The organism is Streptomyces sp. NPDC093261, from assembly GCF_044753645.1.
GTDB lineage: Bacteria > Actinomycetota > Actinomycetes > Streptomycetales > Streptomycetaceae > Streptomyces.
Genome location: NZ_JBIVNO010000001.1, coordinates 1,289,598 through 1,306,287 on the forward strand (window position 1 = coordinate 1,289,598; position 16,690 = coordinate 1,306,287).

The window sequence follows — 16,690 nt, forward strand, 5'->3', positions numbered from 1 at the left end:
TCCGGATGTGTCGCATTTCTCCCCCTATGGGCATTGCCCCCGTTATGCGTGCGGCCAGAGAATTCATGGGTTCCTTATCCCGCCTTGACCGTGCTACAACAGGTCTACACCAGTGGTGTAGACCACGCGGGTGCTGTTTCATCCCCCTTCCAGTCCCCGACAGCACCCGACCACATGGAGGATCTATGAGCACCGCCACCGCAACGACGGCGGCCCCCGCAAAGAAGCGGGGATCCGGTCTGTTCCAGGGCCTGCAGAAGATCGGCCGCAGTCTTCAGCTCCCGATCGCCGTGCTGCCGGCGGCGGGCATCCTCTTGCGACTCGGCCAGCAGGACGTCCACGACAAGCTGAACCTGCCCGACAAGGTCACGGCGGTGTTCGCCACAGCCGGTGGGGCGATCTTCGACAACCTGCCGATGCTGTTCTGCATCGGTGTGGCGATCGGCTTCGCCAAGAAGGCCGACGGCTCCACGGCTCTGGCCGGCCTGGTCGGCTTCCTGGTCTACAGCAATGTGCTCAAGGCCTTCCCGGTCACCGAGGCCAAGGTCCAGCCCGGCGCGGACATAGCCGCCACTTACAACAACCCGGGCGTTCTCGGCGGCATCCTGATGGGTCTGCTGGCGGCGGTGCTGTGGCAGCGCTTCCACCGGACCAAGCTGGTCGACTGGCTCGGCTTCTTCAACGGCCGGCGCCTGGTCCCGATCATCATGGCGTTCGTCGGCACGCTCGCCGGCGTCTTCTTCGGCCTCGTCTGGGAGCCGATCGGCAAGGGCATCTCCAACTTCGGCGAGTGGATCACCGGTCTCGGCGCTCTTGGCGCGGGTCTGTTCGGTCTGATCAACCGTGCGCTGATCCCCGTGGGCATGCACCAGTTCGTGAACACCGTCTCCTGGTTCCAGATCGGTGACTTCAAGAACGCGGCGGGCCAGGTCGTCCACGGTGACCTCAACCGGTTCTTCGCCGGTGACCCGACCGCCGGACAGTTCATGTCGGGCTTCTTCCCGATCATGATGTTCGGCCTGCCTGCCGCCGCGCTCGCCATCGCGCACGCCGCGCGCCCCGAGCGCCGCAAGGCCGTGCTGGGCATGATGATCTCTCTGGCGCTGACCTCCTTCGTGACCGGTGTGACCGAGCCGATCGAGTTCTCGTTCATGTTCATCGCCCCGGTGCTGTACGCGATCCACGCGGTCCTCACCGCCCTGTCCATGGCCGTCACCTGGGCGCTCGGAGTCCATGCGGGCTTCACCTTCTCCGCAGGCGCCATCGACTACCTGCTCAACTGGAACCTGGCCACCAAGCCCTGGCTGATCATCCCGATCGGCCTGGTGTTCGCGGCGATCTACTACTTCGTCTTCCGCTTCGCGATCACCAGGTTCAACCTCCCCACCCCGGGCCGCGAGCCCGAGGAGGAGGTCGAGGACCTCACCAAGGCGTGAGCACGATGTGAGCGAGACGAAGGCCCCGGAACCTGATCCTTGAGTTCTGGCGATCGTCGCAACACCCCAGCTCAAGGGGTGCGGTGTTCGAGATCCGCAAGTTCCGGACGGTGGCTCGGGGCCGCAGGAAGCTGACCCGTGAGCGGGAGGAGTACTTCCGGCTCGTGCAGCAAGGCGTGAGTTACGCGGAGGCCGCCAAGGCCGTCGGCATCAACCTCCGCACGGGAAAGCGATGGCGTAACGGCCGGAACCCTTCCAGCCGACAGAAGGCGGCACCACCGGCCAGACCGGTGGTGCCGCCTTCTGGAGCGTCCCGGTACCTAAGCGAAGCCGACCGGATCTGCATCGCCGACCGGCTCCTGGAGAAGGCGACAATCCGCGCGATCGCTACCGAACTGGGCCGCAGTCCCTCCACCGTCAGCCGGGAGATCCGCCGCAACCGGCACCCCGTCAACGGCCAGTACCGCCCCTTCGCCGCCCAGGCCCGGGCGGACGACCGCCGTCCCCGCCCCAAGCCCCGGAAAATCAGCCAGAACCCCGAGCTGCAGGCCGCCGTCCAGGCAGGACTGGACGAGCGGTGGAGCCCGGAACAGATCTGTCACGCTCTGCGCAGACAGTTCCCCGACCGGCCGGAGATGCACGTGGTCCACGAAACCGTCTACCAGGCCCTCTACGTGCAAGGACGCGGAGCCCTGCGCCGGAGCTGGCCGGCGCTCTGCGCACCGGACGCGCCCGCCGCAAGCCCCACCGCCAGGCCAACTGCCGCCAGCCGCGCTTCAGCGACCCCATGGTCATGATCAGCGACCGCCCGGCCGAAGCGGACGACCGGGCCGTGCCCGGCCACTGGGAAGGCGACCTCATCATCGGCAAGAACAGCGGCTCGGCGATCGGCACCCTCGTCGAACGCAGCACCCGCTACGTGATGCTCCTCCACCTGCCCACCGACCCCACCGCGGCCAGTGTCCCAGACGCCCTGACGGAAGCCGCGCACAGGCTGCCACCGCACCTCAAGCGCTCCCTGACCTGGGACCAGGGCTCTGAAATGGCCGCCCATCGCAGCTTCACCGTCGCCACGGACGTCCGGTCTACTTCTGCGACCCGGCAAGCCCCTGGCAGCGCGGCTCCAACGAAAACACCAACGGCCTGCTGCGGCAGTACTTCCCGAAGGGCACCGACCTGTCCGTCCACAGCCGCGAACACCTCGACGCCGTCGCCGCCCAGCTCAACGGCCGCCCACGCAAAACGCTCGGCTGGGAAACCCCAACCGAGCGTCTGCATAAACTGCTCGCCGTCTGACACAACCGATCATGTGTTGCACGATCCCTAGTATCCGCCGATCGTGCTTGGGTTCCGGGGCCTTCGGGCGTTCCGGGGGGCGGGTTCCCTGACGGCGGGCTAGACCTCGTACGACACCCGCGGCGCCGCCAGCTCCACCGGGCCCGAGTAGACCGCCCGGGCGTCCGCCAGGTTGCTCTCGGGGTCGGTCCACGGCGGGATGTGGGTGAGGACCAGGCGGTGGGCGCCGGCGCGGGCGGCCGACTCGCCCGCCTCGCGGCCGTTGAGGTGGAGGTCCGGGATGTCCTCCTTGCCGTAGGTGAACGCGGCCTCGCACAGAAAGAGGTCCGTGTCGCGGGCGAGGGAGTCCAGGGCGTCGCTCACGCCCGTGTCCCCGGAGTAGGTGAGAGACCTGCCGCCGTGCTCGAGGCGGATCGCGTACGCCTCCACGGGGTGGCGCATACGTTCCGTGTGGACGGTGAAGGGGCCGATCTCGAACGTGCCCGGCTTGACCGTGTGGAAGTCGAAGACCTCGCTCATCGAGGAGGCCGAGGGGGTGTCGGCGTAGGCGGTGGTCAGGCGCTGCTCGGTGCCTTCGGGGCCGTAGACCGGGACCGGTTCCGCGCGGCCGCCGTCGTGACGGTAGTAGCGCGCGACGAAGTACCCGAGCATGTCGATGCAGTGGTCGGCGTGCAGGTGACTGAGGAAGATGGCGTCGAGGTCGTAGAGACCGCAGTGGCGCTGCAACTCGCCAAGGGCGCCGTTGCCCATGTCGAGGAGCAGCCGGAAGCCGTCGGCCTCGACGAGGTAGCTCGAGCAGGCCGATTCCGCGGACGGGAACGACCCCGAGCAGCCGACGACGGTGAGCTTCATAGAGCTGGAACCTCCGCGTGGCGATAAGTGCAGAAGGCAGGGACGGGTGCGGTGACGGGGGTCGTGCGGTCCGTCGAGCGTAAGGCGCGGAAGGTCGGGTCGCTCCTCCGCCAGGGGCCGTTGTGGGGGAACTCACCTGCGGTGTCACCGGTTCGGCTGGAACGGGGGCGCATGAGGCTTATGAGAGGGCGCACGGGAGTTGGGGAGGGCGGGCATCCCCGGAGACGCGCCGGTACCGTCGTCCGTATGGACACGTCCTGGTGGCTCGCGCTGGCGGCGGTGGTGCTGCTCGCGCTGGTCGCGACGCTGGTGGACGGGTGGGGGCGCGGGGGGCGCCGCCGCCGTGCGGCCACGCGTCCGGCGGGACGCACCAGGGTGCATCCGCGCCCGGCCGAGATCTGGTGGGCGAAGGTGCCCTCCCAGGGCCGGGCCGCCGGCCGGGAGCGGCCGTGTCTGGTGCTGACGGTGCACGGGGAGAGCGCGACGGTGGCGGGGATCACCAGCAGGTTCCACGACGAGCGCGCCGGTGTGATCCCGCTGCCGCCGGGCACCGTGGCCGATGCCCAGGGCCGGCCGAGCTTCCTGGAGACGGACGAGCTGCGGGACGTGCCGCTGTGGGACTTCCGGCGGCGGGTCGGGGTGGTGGACCCCGCGCTGTGGGACCAGGTGCGCTACCTGGCGGGGTGAGTCGGCGGTGCGGGGCGGGCGGTTTCATGGCGTCGCCACCGTGACCGTGACCGTCCACCGCTCGATGCCCAGGCACGATGCCTGACCGGGGCGCCTGGTGCACAGGGGGCGGGTCGCGGTGAGCTGTGCCGTGCCGGGTGAGACGGCCTCGAAGGCGGCGATGGTGGTGCCGGGTGCGCTGCCGATGCCCGCGTTGGTGGCCTTCAGGGCGCCGCCCGTGGCGGTGACGGGGCTCCAGGGTCGGTCCTTGGTGCCGTCCAGGGTGAGGCGGAGGTGCCCGCCCGTGGTCAGGCAGACGGCATGGCCCCGGTCGGCGGCGGTGATCCGGACCTCGGGCGCGCAGCCCCGGCCGGTCGCCGTGGGGGACGGCGAAACCGGCGCGGATCCCGAAGGTGCTGCGGAGGGCGACGCGGACGGGGAGGCCGACGGCGGGCCCGAGGGCGTGGCCGTGGGCCGCGACGGGGATCCCCCGGCGCCTGCCGCCCCTGAGCCCTGGCCGCCGCAGCCCGCGAGGAGCAGCGCCGCGGCGGCGGCGAGGGTGGTGGTGATGATCCCGTGCGGGGTCCTACGGCGCATGGGGCGGCCGCCTTTCCTCAAGCCCGTGCCCTGTGTTCTGGCCCTTGCGCTGCTGTGACGTTTCTCCGGCGCATCGGGATCCCTGTCTCCGGCACTGCCTCCGGCGCGTCGGGATCCCTGCCTGCGGCACGTCAGGGTCTTGTCTCCAGCGCACCAGCATCCCCGCGCAACCGCCACCCGGCCCCACGGCCACCGGGCCCCGGCCCCACGGCCACCGGGCCCCGGCCCCACGGCCACCGGGCCCCGGCCGCAGGAGCGGCCGGGGCCCGTCGCATCGAGGTGCGTTGCAGGGGTCAGCCGGTCGTCAACGCGGTGTCGTCGACGACGAAACTGGCCTGGAGGGAGGAGTCCTCGGCCCCGCTGAACCTCAGCGTGATCTTTGCCGCTCCATGAGCAGCGCTTGGCTCGCCCTCATAGGAGGGGTCGGCGCAATGAGGGCGGGCCCGGGCCCCTCGCGGGGCCCATTGATGAGGGGGCGGCTCCTACGGAGAGGGGGCGGGGGCGGGTTGCGAAAGTCCCGCCCCGGCCAACGTCCCGCCCGCCCAAAGTCTCGCCCCGGCCAAAGTCCCGCCCGCCCAAAGTGCCGCCCGCCCCGCGACGCCCTGGGACCTGTCGTCACACTCCCGCCCACCCCGCGACGCCACGCACGCACCCTCACCCCAGGGCCGCCCTCCGGGCGACGAGCGAGTTCGGCGACAGGTGCTCTAGGCCCAGAGCTGTCCCTGGAGCCTCTCGATCGCCTCTTCCGTGGTAGCCGCCGTGTAGACGCCTGTCGAGAGGTACTTCCAGCCGCCGTCGGCCACGACGAAGACGATGTCGGCGCTCTCGCCCGCCTTGACGGCCTTCTTCCCGACGCCGATGGCGGCGTGCAGGGCGGCCCCCGTGGAGATGCCCGCGAAGATGCCCTCCTGCTGCAGGAGTTCACGGGTGCGGGTCACCGCGTCCGCCGAGCCGACCGAGAAGCGGGTGGTCAGCACGGACGCGTCGTACAGCTCCGGTACGAAGCCCTCGTCGAGGTTGCGCAGCCCGTACACCAGGTCGTCATAGCGGGGCTCCGCCGCGACGATCCTCACATCCGGCTTGTGCTCGCGCAGATAGCGGCCCACGCCCATCAGCGTGCCCGTCGTGCCGAGGCCGGCCACGAAGTGGGTGAGGGAGGGCAGGTCGGCGAGGATCTCGGGGCCGGTGGTCGCGTAGTGCGCGCCCGCGTTGTCCGGGTTGCCGTACTGGTAGAGCATCACCCAGTCCGGGTGCTCGGCCGCCAGCTCCTTGGCGACGCGCACCGCGGTGTTGGACCCGCCGGCGGCCGGGCTGGAGATGATCTCGGCGCCCCACATGCCCAGCAGGTCCCGGCGCTCCTGCGAGGTGTTCTGCGGCATCACGCACACCATGCGGTAGCCCTTGAGCTTGGCCGCCATGGCCAGGGAGATGCCCGTGTTGCCCGAGGTGGGCTCCAGGATCGTGCAGCCGGGAGTGAGCCGGCCGTCCTTCTCCGCCTGCTCGATCATGTGCAGCGCCGGCCGGTCCTTGACCGAGCCGGTCGGGTTGCGGTCCTCCAGCTTGGCCCAGATACGGACGTCGCGGGACGGCGACAGCCGCGGCAGGCACACCAGGGGGGTGTTGCCCACCGCAGCCAGCGGGGAGTCGTAGCGCATCGGTGATCAGCGACCGTCAGGCCATGCCACCGGCGACCGCCGGCAGGATCGTCACATTGTCACCGTCGGCGACCTTGGTGTTGATGCCGTCCAGGAAGCGGACGTCCTCGTCGTTCAGATAGACGTTCACGAAGCGCCGCAGCTCTCCGCCGGCGGCCTCGTCGACGATACGGGCCTGGATGCCCGTGTGACGGGTCTCGAGGTCGGCGAACAGCTCGGCGAGGGTCTCCCCGTTGCCCGCGACGGCCTTCTGGCCGTCGGTGTACTGGCGAAGGATGGTGGGGATGCGGACCTCGATGGCCATGGCTTGGGGCTCCTGTCGGGAGAAGTGAGGTCGGTGGGCGCGGCAGCGCGAAGACCGAGGGCTACGCCGGGTGCGGCTCCCCACGCCCTCGGCTGCGCCGGCGCGGGGGGTGCCCCCATCGGCTCACGGCCGTACGGCGGCAGGGCGGAGTCAACAGATGGCGCTGTTCAGCCTGCACAGGTCGACGTGCAGCCGCGCCACGAGCAGCGTGCCCGGCGTCTTCTTGCTCACGTCGTGGAAAACCATGGGGTCATCGTATCGATTCCCGCCCCGCCGTCCGGAGTGTGATCTCGCATGGTGGATGAATTCTGCCCGCATCACGGGATCAGTAGCTCTCCACCACGGTGACCTCCTCCTCCGTCACCTCGCCCTCCACGATCCGGAACGAGCGGAACTGGAAGGGGCCCGCGCCGTCGGTGTCGGCGGTGGAGACCAGGACGTAGTGGGCGCCCGGCTCGTTGGCGTAGCCGATGTCCGTGCGGGAGGGGTAGGCCTCGGTCGCGGTGTGGGAGTGGTAGATGACCACCGGCTCCTCGTCTCGGTCGTCCATCTCCCGGTACAGCTTGAGCAGATCACCGGAGTCGAACTCGTAGAACGTGGGCGACCGGGCCGCGTTCAGCATCGGGATGAAGCGCTCGGGGCGGCCGGAGCCCACCGGGCCCGCGACCACGCCGCATGCCTCGTCGGGGTGGTCCTCACGGGCGTGGGCGACGATCCGGTCGTACAGGGCCTGGGTGATGGTCAGCATGACGGCCAGGATAAGAGAAGGGCCGTTCCGTACCGAGAGGTGGTACGGAACGGCCCACATGGTGGGCTACGAGGCTCAGCCGACCTTCTCCGGCTGCGGCTCGCGGCGCTGGGTGACCTCGGGGTTGCGGGTCTTCAGCACGGCCCAGCCGATCCCGAGGGCGATCGCCCAGCCCGCCATCACATACAGGCAGGTGCGGGAGTCGTGGTCGTAGGCGATCAGGCAGGTGACGAAGAGCAGGAACGCGATCGCGATCCAGCTGCACACCGCGCCGCCCGGCGCCGGGAAGGAGGAGGCGGGCAGCCGGCCCGCGTCGACCGCGCGGCGGTACAGGACGTGGCTGATCAGGATCATCAGCCAGGTCCAGATGCCGGCCGCGGTCGCCACCGAGGTGACGTAGCCGAAGGCCTTCTCCGGGACGATGTAGTTCAGGATCACGCCGATGCCCATGAAGGCGACGGAGACCGTGATGCCGAGCGCCGGGGTCTTGGACGCGGACAGCCTGCTGAAGGCCTTGGGGGCCTCGCCGTTGTCCGCGAGGGTGCGCAGCATGCGGCCCGTGGAGTACATGCCGGAGTTGCAGGACGACAGGGCCGCGGTGAGCACCACGAAGTTGACGATGCCGGCGCCGGCCGGGATGCCGATGACCGCGAAGGCCTTCACGAAGGGGCTGACGCCCGCCGCGAACTCGGTCCACTTCACCACGCACAGGATCACGGTGAGGGCACCGACGTAGAAGAGCGCGATACGCCAGGGCAGGGTGTTGATCGCCTTCGGGAGGGTCTTCTCCGGGTTCTCGGACTCACCCGCCGTCACACCGACCAGCTCGACGGCGAGGTAGGCGAACATCACGCCCTGGAGGGTCATCAGGGAGGAGCCGACGCCCTTGGGGAAGAAGCCGTCGAACTGCCAGAGGTTGGAGACGGACGCGGTGTCCCCGGCCGCGCTGAAGCCGAAGGTCAGCACGCCGAGACCGATCACGATCATGCCGACCAGGGCGGTGACCTTGACCATCGAGAACCAGAACTCGATCTCGCCGAACAGCTTCACCGAGATCAGGTTGGCGACGAACAGGACGACCAGGAAGACCAGTGCCGTCACCCATCGGGGGATCGACGGGAACCAGTAGTTGACGTAGATCGCGGCGGCCGTCAGCTCGGCCATGCCGGTCACCACCCACATCAGCCAGTACGTCCAGCCGGTGAAGTAGCCGAAGAACGGGCCGAGGAACTCACGGGAGTACTCCGCGAAGGAGCCCGAGACCGGGCGGTAGAGGAGCAGTTCGCCGAGCGCCCGCATGATGAAGAAGATGATGACGCCCGCGAGGGCGTACATGAGGATGAGGCTGGGCCCGGCCTTGGCGATGTTCGCCCCGGCACCCAGGAAGAGACCGACGCCGATGGCGCCGCCGATCGCGATCATCTGGACCTGACGGCTGCCGAGCCCACGCTCGTACCCCTCCTCGGGGGCATCGCCGCCCACGGCCTCACTGCCGTCGTACTGCTTGTCGACCTGCGATGAGGTCATGTTGGTGCGCCTTTCTCCACGCCGATCCGAGCCAGTCCCTTGGCTTCGGATCGGGTTCCGATCCCCCCGGATGTGATGGAGCTGTGCCTGGCCGGCGATCCGCCGGCTCGGTGGCGCACCCGGGCGGACATGGGTGGTGTCCCCCGGGCGGTCGTGAAGATTTATCACGGCCGCAACATTGATCGGCGATGTGACGTGTGACGCACCACACTGGAAGAAGTGGACAAATGGCCGCCGAAGTGGGCAAATATGGCCGCAACGGTAACGGGATCGTTATCCGGATCTGAGCGTCCTCTGAGCGAACACCGAACGACGGCCGGGCGCGGAACGAAGTCCGCGCCTCAGGACATAAGGGTCGTGACCAGGGTTTCCTGGAGGCCGCCGAGCCACAGATAGGCCATCACCATCGGCTTGCGCGGGTCGTCGTCCGGCAGTTCGTAGAGGTGGTCGGTGTCTTCCTCGTCGACGATCTCCAGCCGGGAACCGATCGCCAGGCGCAGGTCGTTGAGGGCGCCGAGCCACTGCTCGGAGTCACCGCGCGTCAGCTTCAGGACCCCGCCCTCCCCGCTCACCGAGGTCAGGCCGTCCAGTGAGCGGATCACCGCGAGGGCGTTCTCGCGCTTGCGCGCGCGCAGGTCGTTCTCGGTGAAGCGGCGGAACTCGGCGGAGTGCGCCCGCCGCTCGTCGGCCTCCTCGGGCGAGACGGGCTCGCCGCCGGGGCCGCCGTAGGCGTCCGGGAACAGCCGGCGCAGCACCGGGTCGGAGGGCGGTTCGCTCGGGCCCTCCGCGAACAGTTCGGCGAGCGGGTCGTCGGGGGCGTCCTCCGCCGGGCCCGGCCCGATGAGCTCCAGTAGCTGCACGGACAGCGACCGGATGATGGAGATCTCGACATCGTCGAGCGCGACGGCCGCGCCGCCGCCGGGGAGCGGTTCGAAGTGTCCTGGCATGGGGTCTTTTCGCTGCTTGACGGGTCTGCGGCTCGGGCTACTTGCGGTCCTGCTGAAGGGTGGCCCACAGACCGTAGCCGTGCATGGCCTGGACGTCGCGCTCCATCTCCTCACGCGTCCCGCTGGAGACCACCGCCCGGCCCTTGTGGTGGACGTCGAGCATGAGCTTGGTGGCCTTGTCCTTGGAGTAGCCGAAGTACGACTGGAAGACGTAGGTCACATAGCTCATGAGGTTGACCGGGTCGTTGTGGACGATCGTCACCCAGGGGACGTCCGGTTCCGGGACGGCGAACTGTTCCTCCGCCGACTCGGTCTTTTCGATCTCAAGAGGTGCGGGAGCCGTCACACGGCCCATGCTGCCATCTCAAGGGCGGCCTCGCACAAACGGACACCCGCGCCGTCCACGCAAATCGTCAGACTGACGAAATGGGAGTACGATCAGCCGTCGTGTTGTCGGAGACCTGGGGACAATCCCCGAGCCCCCGGCACACACTGGGGGTGCCGACACAGTGACGTACGAGGAGAGCCTGGTGGGCGTAGCGGATCTCGGACTGCCGGTGGACGTACCGTCGACGGCGCTCTTCACCGACCACTACGAACTGACGATGCTGCAGGCCGCCCTCGCGGCGGGTACGGCCGAGCGGCGCTCCGTCTTCGAGGTCTTCACCCGGCGGCTGCCCGAGGGCCGCCGCTATGGCGTGGTGGCCGGTACCGGCCGTGTCCTGGACGCGGTCGAGAACTTCCGCTTCGACGCGGGTGTCCTCGGATTCCTGCGCGAGCGCGGGATCGTCGACGAGGAGACGCTCCGGTGGCTCGCCGCGTACCGCTTCGGCGGGGACATCTGGGGCTACCCGGAGGGCGAGGTGTACTTCCCGGGCTCGCCGATCTTGCGGGTCGAGGGTTCCTTCGCCGAGTGCGTGCTCCTGGAGACGGTGATCCTCTCCATCCTCAACCACGACTCCGCCGTGGCGGCCGCCGCCTCCCGTATGTCCTCCGCCGCCGACGGGCGGCCGCTGATCGAGATGGGCGCCCGCCGCACCCATGAGCTGGCCGCCGTGGCCGCAGCGCGGGCCGCCTACGTCGGCGGCTTCACCACCACCTCCGACCTGGCGGCCGGCTTCCGGTACGGGATCCCGACGGTCGGGACGTCCGCGCACGCCTTCACACTGCTGCACGACCGGGAGCGGGACGCCTTCGAGGCCCAGGTGCAGTCGCTGGGCCGGGACACCACCCTGCTGGTGGACACCTACGACGTCGCCGAGGCCGTGCGGGTGGCCGTGGAGGTCGCCGGGCCCGAGCTGGGCGCCGTCCGTATCGACTCCGGCGATCTGCTGCTGGTCGCGCACCGGGTCCGGCAGCAGCTCGACAAGCTGGGCGCGACCAAGACGAAGATCATCGTGACCTCCGACCTGGACGAGTACGCGATCGCCTCGCTGCGGGCGGCCCCCGTGGACGCGTACGGCGTCGGCACCCAGGTGGTGACGGGCTCCGGGCACCCCACCTGCTCGATGGTCTACAAACTGGTCGCGCGGGCGGAGTCGGCCGACCCGAAGGCGCCGCTGGTGCCGGTCGCGAAGAAGTCGACCGGCGGCAAGACGTCCATAGGCGGGCGCAAGTGGGCGGCGCGGCGGCTCGACGAGCACGGAGTGGCGGAGGCCGAGGTCGTCGGCACCGGGCCGGTGCCGGAGGAACTCGTCGACCGGCAGCTGCTGGTCGAGCTGGTCAAGGGCGGCCAGGTCGTCGCCCGGGAGCCGCTGGACGTCGTACGCGACCGGCATATCGCCGCGCGCGCCCGTCTGCCGCTGTCGGCGACCCAGCTCTCGCGCGGGGAGCCGGTGCTGCCGACCGAGTACGTGTGAGGCCCCGCCCGGGGGGGAGTCCGAACACTGCGTCAGGGCCACGGATGACGTACGTGTGACACGCCGGGTTGACGCGTCACGGGGAACCCGGGGGTAAGGGCGCGGTGTGGCCGGGGCCGCCCGGCCCCCGGGCGCATGATCAGGCGGCCGGGGGGAATGCAGAGGCAGCGCCCCCACGCACCCGACGGACCCTCTCGTGCCCCCTCCCGTCCGCCCCGCGAAGTCTCTAGGCTCGGTAGTTCGTACAGACGGCCGGGCCCTTGGCGCCTCCGCTGTCGAACCGCCGCCGACCCGAAGGACACCGACCATGCGCCGCGCCTTGATCGTCGTAGACGTGCAGAACGACTTCTGTGAAGGCGGCAGCCTCGCGGTGGCCGGAGGGGCCGATGTGGCCGCCGCGATCACCGAGCTGATCGGCCAGGCCCCCGCCGGGTACCGCCATGTGGTCGCCACCCGGGACCACCACATCGCCCCGGGCGGGCACTTCGCCGACAACCCCGACTATGTGCACTCCTGGCCCGCGCACTGTGTGGCCGGCACCGAGGGCGTCGGCTTCCACCCCAACTTCGCCCCGGTGGTCGCCTCCGGCGCGATCGACGCCGTCTTCGACAAGGGCGCGTACGCGGCGGCATACAGCGGGTTCGAGGGGGTCGACGAGAACGGGCAGTCGCTGGCGGACTGGCTGCGGGCCCGGGAGATCGACGAGGTGGACGTGGTGGGCATCGCCACGGACCACTGTGTGCGCGCCACCGCCCTGGACGCCGTGCGGCACGGCTTCCGCACCCAGGTGCTGCTGGACCTGACCGCCGGGGTGTCCGAGGAGACCACCGAGCGGGCGCTCGAGGAGCTCCGGGAGGCGGGGGTGGAGCTGTCCGGCAAGCCCGTGGTGTAGCCGCGGCTCACGCCTGCGCCGTCTGCCGCAGCAGGGCCCGGATGGGGTGCCACAGCTCCTGCGACAGCTCCTGGCCGGCGCTCTTCGGGGCCGTGCGCCATATCAGGCCGTCGGGGTGGTGCAGGACCGCCGTGATCTCGTCGGGCGTCGGCGGGGCCGCGTTGCCGCGCAGATACACCGCCCGCAGTCCCAGATTGCGCAGGCGCGTCAGCGCCCGGGCGCGGTTCTGGGCGAGCACGAGCACGCGGACGAAGCCGCCCGCCAACCCCGGGCTGGGCAGGTTCAGCGCCACCACCACGCTGCCGCTCGGCAGCTTGCAGAAACCTCCTGCGGCCATGCCTTGTCACACCCCCGTGAGACCTGATGTCAATAAGAGAGCCACAGGACGCACCTAAACACGATCGGCCGCGACCCGCCAGGGGGTCGCGGCCGATCATGAGCTGACCTGCGGAAACGTACGTCAGCCTGTGAGCGGTTCCACTCCGGAGAAGATCATCCCGAGACCGTCACCGGGACGGGCGCACCGCCACCGTCAGTACGCTGCCGTTCTCGGTCTGCCGCAGCGGCCTGATCTTCATGTGGGTGTCCGGCACCTTCACACAGGTTGTGCTCCCCGCTCTCGACCGGCTGCTGGTGATGCCGCTCGACGTGCGCCGCGGGCCTTTGGCGCCCCCCTGGGCCGCGGCGGTCACCGGGAGGGTGGAGAACGAGGCGGTCGGCATACGAACGCCATACGGACGGCGCACGGACGACATGCGCACGGCTTGCAGACGGCATAGTCATCCGTCAACCGGCGCGCGCGACCGTCCAGTTGGCGGACTGGATGACTCCGTGCGCCCCCCATGCATCGGCACCGTGGGTTAGGTCACGCTTACCGGCCGTTCCCCTCGGGCATGCAGCCGAATAGAGTCGGCAGGCGGAACGTCGGAACGGCGACGGATTGCCCTGTCGACACCGTTGTCACCCCACGATTCCTGGCTACGCCCCAAGTGCTCCACAGTCGTCCGCAGTTGTTCCCAGTTGTCCGCATCCTCCCCCATCGCGAGAGGCACGGGGGGAGGCCTCCACCCCCGAGGAATGGCCATGCCTCGTCCGAACACCGCACAGCTCGCCTACGGTTCCTGCACCGTGATCTTCTCGACCCTCGCCATGCTGTTGCTGTCCCAGACGAGTTCGGGCCTGGGGATCACCGTGATCGCCCTCGCGGCCCTCGCCCTCGGACTCCTCGTCGCCGTGACGGTCCCCCTGCCGAGGTCCGCGTCGGCCGCCGGCCGCTCCGCCGACCGGCAGTCCGCTCCGGTCCGACGCCCCACGGCGTCGGTCGGCTCCGCCGCGGCCGCCGAGTCCGCACACGAGCCGGCGAAGTCCTGAACCCGGCGTCGCGCCCCGCGCACCGCGGGCACCCTGCGCAGCATGACGCACCCTCTCGTCGAGCGGCCTGAACCGGCGGCCCCGCACCACGGGCCCGCCGGTTCATACGTACGCCGCCGCCGTCGCGCTCGTCCCCCGGAACCGGTCAGACCGTGCTGACCTCCACGGTCCTGGCCGCCTTGTCGTGCAGCCCCTGCTTGTAGGGCCGGTCGAAGAAGCTCCAGCCGCCGCAGATCGCGGTCCAGATGCAGGCACAGCAGAACGCGAACGGCAGCCACAGCACGGCCGCGCGGATCAGCGAGGCCTGCACGGAAGGGTTGGAGCCGTCCTCCAGGTTGGCCACCCGCAGGTTCAGCAGCCTCTTGCCGAGCGTCTGGCCCGACCGGTAGATCATGACGGTGTCGTACGCGACGTAGAGCACGGCTGCGATCACGGACTGGCCGACGGACTTGCCGTACTCGGCCCTGCTCGCCTCCACGTTGTACTCGGCGGTGTGGGTCAGCCAGGACAGCAGCCAGACGACGATCCCCACGATGATCATGTCGATGATCCGGGCGAGCACGCGTTTGCCGCTGTCGGCCAGCGGAGGCATTCCGGCAAGGGGGTCCGTGCCGCCGTAGGGGCCTCCGGGACCATACGGTCCCCCGCCGCCATACGGTCCCCCGGGTCCTCCGGCGCCATAGGGTCCTTCGCCGCCGTACGGGCCTCCCGCACCGTAGGGACCGCCTCCGGGGGGCGGGGGTGTGCCGTAGGGGCCGCCGCCGTACGGGGGCTCTCCGCCGGGCGGGGGACTGCCGCCGGACGGGGGCTCTCCGCCGTACGGGGGACCGCCGCCGTGCTCCGGGCCCCAGTGCGGGCCCGGGCCGCCGCCCTCGGACGACGGAGGCTGCTTCTTCCTGAACGGGTCGTCCTCCGGAGACTCCCCGGGGCCGGGGGGCGGCGGTTCGGTGCTCATGGCCCGAGTCGACCGCGAACCCCGCCGCTCCGCATCCGTACAGGTCCGTCCGTGTCAGCCCGCCACGAACGTGTGCGCCGCCTTGTCGTGCCAGCACTGGTGCCAGGGACGGTCGAACAGACACCACAGAACGCCGACGACCCCGACGCCCAGCAGGCCCGGAACGCTGTAGACCAGCCAGCGGCGCAGGGCCGGACCGAAGGCCGGCGGCTCATGGCCCTCGATGTCCCGCACCTGAAGTCCGCACACCTTCTTGCCGAGCGTGCGGCCCCACCGGGCGGTGGGCAGCACCTCGTAGAGCACGCCGAAGCCGAGCAGCACGGCGAGCACGATGGCGAGATAGACCGAGGTCGTGCCGTCGAGCAGCCAGACCGTGACGGTCCGCCCGGACAGCCGGGCCGCGTCGATCTTGCCGTTGATGTGGTCGATCGCCTTGCCGGCCAGCGGTACCGCGGCCGCGCCCGTGACCGCCGCCAGGACCAGGGTGTCCAGCAGCCGGGCGGCCAGCCGCCTGCCGACGCCGGCGGGCCGGGCCGCCGCCTGTGCCCGGGCGGCCGCCAGGAACGGGTCCTCCACCGGCGGCTTCCACGGGGCGGGCGGCCGGTCTCCGCCGGTGTCCGCGCTCGCGAGCTGGTGCACCTGCTGCGCCCAAGAGGGCTGGCCGCCGCCGGGGCCCGTGGTCATGGGCGTGGCGGGTCCCGTGGCCGGGGGCGTGGCGGGTCCCGTGGCCGGGGGCGTGGCGGGGCCCATGGGCTGCTGCGGCGGGCTCGCCGCCTGTTGCTGCTGGAGGCTCGCCGCCGGCTGCTGGGAGAGCGAGCCGCCCGGCTGGCGGCCGGGCGCGCCCGCCGCGGGCACCTGGGGCGCCTGTGCCCGGGAGGCCGGGGCGGTCCGCGACGGGGTGGCCTTCGGCGCCTCCGGGTCCAGGCCGAGCGCCTGGCGGGCCGCGGCCTGGGCGTCCGGCGTACGCGCGGCGGACCGGCCCGCGGCGGAACCGGTCGCCCCCGCGCTACCGCCCTGCTCCCCCGTGCGCGGGGAGAGCGCACGGAACGTCATGGTGCTCTCGGAGGGGGCGTCCTCGGAGCCCGCGGCCGGGGCGGCGCCCGGCGCGGAGCCGGTCGCGGCGGGCGGGATGGTGGCGGTGCCGTCCATACGGACCGCCCTGCCGTCGGGCGCGCCCGCGTGCGGCAGCCGCGGGTCGGCGGCCCCGGCCGCGCCCCATGACACGCGGCGGTCCTGGTCGCCGCCGAACCCGGACTGCCGGGAGCGGTCGGCGCCCCAGGCCGGGGCGGGCTCGGAGCGGCCGTCCTGTGGGTCCCCGGCCGGGCTCGCCGGTCCGGGCTCGCCGACCGGGTCCTCGTCGAAGAAGTGCGGGCCCGTCTCCTCCACGGAGGGCTCCGCGGGGGCCGCACCGGGCGGGGTCGGCGGACTGCCGTCGGCGGGGGCCGGCCGACTTGTGCCGGGCACCCACGCGACCCCGTTCCAGTACCGGACGTATCCGGGAATGGACGGATCCGGGTAGTACCCTTCGCGGGGCCTGTCGTCACCGGGTGCCGGGGTGGGGGCGCTCATGTCCGTCGTCCCGTAT

18 protein-coding genes and 1 pseudogene are annotated in these 16,690 nt (G+C 70.9%); 6 read left to right on the forward strand and 13 right to left on the reverse strand.

Annotated features, from left to right (window positions below; all coding sequences use genetic code 11):
• The first annotated feature begins 185 nt into the window (after positions 1-185).
• Both ACIP94_RS05825 and ACIP94_RS05830 read left to right on the forward strand, forming a co-directional pair.
• Entirely contained in the window at positions 186-1,436 is a 1,251-nt protein-coding gene (locus tag ACIP94_RS05825; protein WP_402420012.1) for a PTS transporter subunit EIIC, read from the forward strand.
• An 83-nt stretch (positions 1,437-1,519) separates the two neighbouring features.
• A pseudogene (locus ACIP94_RS05830) lies at positions 1,520-2,732 on the forward strand (IS30 family transposase).
• A gap of 99 nt (positions 2,733-2,831) precedes the next feature.
• Here the strand turns inward: ACIP94_RS05830 and ACIP94_RS05835 are convergent.
• Positions 2,832-3,584, reverse strand: coding sequence for an MBL fold metallo-hydrolase (locus tag ACIP94_RS05835; RefSeq protein ID WP_402420015.1), 753 nt, complete (start codon positions 3,582-3,584; stop codon positions 2,832-2,834).
• Positions 3,585-3,830: 246 nt separating this feature from the next.
• On the opposite strand from ACIP94_RS05835, the gene ACIP94_RS05840 reads away from it, so the two are divergent.
• Positions 3,831-4,271: a type II toxin-antitoxin system PemK/MazF family toxin gene (locus ACIP94_RS05840; RefSeq protein WP_402420017.1), complete on the forward strand. Its 441-nt coding sequence runs from the start codon at positions 3,831-3,833 to the stop codon at positions 4,269-4,271.
• A gap of 24 nt (positions 4,272-4,295) precedes the next feature.
• Here the strand turns inward: ACIP94_RS05840 and ACIP94_RS05845 are convergent, their stop codons facing one another.
• The 8 genes from ACIP94_RS05845 to clpS all read right to left on the reverse strand — a co-directional run bounded on the left by ACIP94_RS05845 (position 4,296) and on the right by clpS (position 10,383).
• Complete coding sequence (locus ACIP94_RS05845; protein WP_402420020.1) at positions 4,296-4,847, reverse strand: hypothetical protein; 552 nt, start codon at positions 4,845-4,847, stop codon at positions 4,296-4,298.
• A gap of 704 nt (positions 4,848-5,551) precedes the next feature.
• Positions 5,552-6,502, reverse strand: coding sequence for a PLP-dependent cysteine synthase family protein (locus ACIP94_RS05850; RefSeq protein WP_402420023.1), 951 nt, complete (start codon positions 6,500-6,502; stop codon positions 5,552-5,554).
• Positions 6,503-6,518: 16 nt separating this feature from the next.
• Positions 6,519-6,806, reverse strand: a complete 288-nt coding sequence (locus tag ACIP94_RS05855) for a MoaD/ThiS family protein (protein WP_402420026.1) — start codon at positions 6,804-6,806, stop codon at positions 6,519-6,521.
• A gap of 150 nt (positions 6,807-6,956) precedes the next feature.
• Positions 6,957-7,052: a putative leader peptide gene (locus ACIP94_RS05860; RefSeq protein WP_344415113.1), complete on the reverse strand. Its 96-nt coding sequence runs from the start codon at positions 7,050-7,052 to the stop codon at positions 6,957-6,959.
• A 79-nt stretch (positions 7,053-7,131) separates the two neighbouring features.
• Positions 7,132-7,554, reverse strand: coding sequence for a Mov34/MPN/PAD-1 family protein (locus ACIP94_RS05865; protein ID WP_402420029.1), 423 nt, complete (start codon positions 7,552-7,554; stop codon positions 7,132-7,134).
• Between the two features lie 75 nt (positions 7,555-7,629).
• The gene (locus ACIP94_RS05870) at positions 7,630-9,081 is read right to left on the reverse strand and encodes an amino acid permease (RefSeq protein WP_402420031.1); all 1,452 of its coding nucleotides are present in this window, start codon (positions 9,079-9,081) and stop codon (positions 7,630-7,632) included.
• 341 nt (positions 9,082-9,422) lie between these two features.
• On the reverse strand, positions 9,423-10,028 hold the full coding sequence (locus ACIP94_RS05875; protein ID WP_402420033.1) for a DUF2017 domain-containing protein: 606 nt from the start codon (positions 10,026-10,028) through the stop codon (positions 9,423-9,425).
• Between the two features lie 37 nt (positions 10,029-10,065).
• Positions 10,066-10,383 (reverse strand): ATP-dependent Clp protease adapter ClpS, encoded by a 318-nt coding sequence (clpS, locus tag ACIP94_RS05880; RefSeq protein ID WP_402420035.1) that lies wholly within the window; start codon positions 10,381-10,383, stop codon positions 10,066-10,068.
• 175 nt (positions 10,384-10,558) lie between these two features.
• On the opposite strand from clpS, the gene ACIP94_RS05885 reads away from it, so the two are divergent.
• Together ACIP94_RS05885 and ACIP94_RS05890 are read left to right on the forward strand one after the other, a co-directional pair.
• A complete protein-coding gene (locus ACIP94_RS05885; protein ID WP_402420038.1) occupies positions 10,559-11,887 on the forward strand; it encodes a nicotinate phosphoribosyltransferase in 1,329 nt (442 codons plus the stop codon).
• A 307-nt stretch (positions 11,888-12,194) separates the two neighbouring features.
• Positions 12,195-12,779 (forward strand): nicotinamidase, encoded by a 585-nt coding sequence (locus ACIP94_RS05890; protein ID WP_402420041.1) that lies wholly within the window; start codon positions 12,195-12,197, stop codon positions 12,777-12,779.
• Positions 12,780-12,786: 7 nt separating this feature from the next.
• Here the strand turns inward: ACIP94_RS05890 and ACIP94_RS05895 are convergent, their stop codons facing one another.
• Both ACIP94_RS05895 and ACIP94_RS05900 read right to left on the reverse strand, forming a co-directional pair.
• A complete protein-coding gene (locus tag ACIP94_RS05895) occupies positions 12,787-13,116 on the reverse strand; it encodes a hypothetical protein (protein ID WP_402420044.1) in 330 nt (109 codons plus the stop codon).
• A 169-nt stretch (positions 13,117-13,285) separates the two neighbouring features.
• Positions 13,286-13,501, reverse strand: a complete 216-nt coding sequence (locus ACIP94_RS05900) for a hypothetical protein (protein ID WP_402420046.1) — start codon at positions 13,499-13,501, stop codon at positions 13,286-13,288.
• A 361-nt stretch (positions 13,502-13,862) separates the two neighbouring features.
• On the opposite strand from ACIP94_RS05900, the gene ACIP94_RS05905 reads away from it, so the two are divergent.
• Positions 13,863-14,150, forward strand: coding sequence for a hypothetical protein (locus ACIP94_RS05905; protein WP_402420049.1), 288 nt, complete (start codon positions 13,863-13,865; stop codon positions 14,148-14,150).
• A 145-nt stretch (positions 14,151-14,295) separates the two neighbouring features.
• On the opposite strand, the gene ACIP94_RS05910 is transcribed toward ACIP94_RS05905, so the two are convergent.
• Both ACIP94_RS05910 and ACIP94_RS05915 read right to left on the reverse strand, forming a co-directional pair.
• Positions 14,296-15,105 carry an RDD family protein gene (locus ACIP94_RS05910; protein ID WP_402420052.1) on the reverse strand — a complete coding sequence of 270 codons (810 nt, stop codon included), beginning with the start codon at positions 15,103-15,105 and terminating at the stop codon, positions 14,296-14,298.
• Between the two features lie 54 nt (positions 15,106-15,159).
• On the reverse strand, positions 15,160-16,674 hold the full coding sequence (locus ACIP94_RS05915) for an RDD family protein (RefSeq protein WP_402420054.1): 1,515 nt from the start codon (positions 16,672-16,674) through the stop codon (positions 15,160-15,162).
• Positions 16,675-16,690 lie beyond the last annotated feature (16 nt).

What these genes read in the sequence shown, in the direction of transcription:
- ACIP94_RS05825 (WP_402420012.1), top strand. Translation starts at nt 186, where the DNA reads ATGAGCACCGCCACCGCAACGACGGCGGCCCCCGCAAAGAAGCGGGGA.
- ACIP94_RS05835 (WP_402420015.1), bottom strand. Translation starts at nt 3,584, where the DNA reads ATGAAGCTCACCGTCGTCGGCTGCTCGGGGTCGTTCCCGTCCGCGGAA.
- ACIP94_RS05840 (WP_402420017.1), top strand. Translation starts at nt 3,831, where the DNA reads ATGGACACGTCCTGGTGGCTCGCGCTGGCGGCGGTGGTGCTGCTCGCG.
- ACIP94_RS05845 (WP_402420020.1), bottom strand. Translation starts at nt 4,847, where the DNA reads ATGCGCCGTAGGACCCCGCACGGGATCATCACCACCACCCTCGCCGCC.
- ACIP94_RS05850 (WP_402420023.1), bottom strand. Translation starts at nt 6,502, where the DNA reads ATGCGCTACGACTCCCCGCTGGCTGCGGTGGGCAACACCCCCCTGGTG.
- ACIP94_RS05855 (WP_402420026.1), bottom strand. Translation starts at nt 6,806, where the DNA reads ATGGCCATCGAGGTCCGCATCCCCACCATCCTTCGCCAGTACACCGAC.
- ACIP94_RS05860 (WP_344415113.1), bottom strand. Translation starts at nt 7,052, where the DNA reads ATGGTTTTCCACGACGTGAGCAAGAAGACGCCGGGCACGCTGCTCGTG.
- ACIP94_RS05865 (WP_402420029.1), bottom strand. Translation starts at nt 7,554, where the DNA reads ATGCTGACCATCACCCAGGCCCTGTACGACCGGATCGTCGCCCACGCC.
- ACIP94_RS05870 (WP_402420031.1), bottom strand. Translation starts at nt 9,081, where the DNA reads ATGACCTCATCGCAGGTCGACAAGCAGTACGACGGCAGTGAGGCCGTG.
- ACIP94_RS05875 (WP_402420033.1), bottom strand. Translation starts at nt 10,028, where the DNA reads ATGCCAGGACACTTCGAACCGCTCCCCGGCGGCGGCGCGGCCGTCGCG.
- clpS (WP_402420035.1), bottom strand. Translation starts at nt 10,383, where the DNA reads ATGGGCCGTGTGACGGCTCCCGCACCTCTTGAGATCGAAAAGACCGAG.
- ACIP94_RS05890 (WP_402420041.1), top strand. Translation starts at nt 12,195, where the DNA reads ATGCGCCGCGCCTTGATCGTCGTAGACGTGCAGAACGACTTCTGTGAA.
- ACIP94_RS05895 (WP_402420044.1), bottom strand. Translation starts at nt 13,116, where the DNA reads ATGGCCGCAGGAGGTTTCTGCAAGCTGCCGAGCGGCAGCGTGGTGGTG.
- ACIP94_RS05900 (WP_402420046.1), bottom strand. Translation starts at nt 13,501, where the DNA reads ATGCCGACCGCCTCGTTCTCCACCCTCCCGGTGACCGCCGCGGCCCAG.
- ACIP94_RS05905 (WP_402420049.1), top strand. Translation starts at nt 13,863, where the DNA reads ATGCCTCGTCCGAACACCGCACAGCTCGCCTACGGTTCCTGCACCGTG.
- ACIP94_RS05910 (WP_402420052.1), bottom strand. Translation starts at nt 15,105, where the DNA reads ATGAGCACCGAACCGCCGCCCCCCGGCCCCGGGGAGTCTCCGGAGGAC.
- ACIP94_RS05915 (WP_402420054.1), bottom strand. Translation starts at nt 16,674, where the DNA reads ATGAGCGCCCCCACCCCGGCACCCGGTGACGACAGGCCCCGCGAAGGG.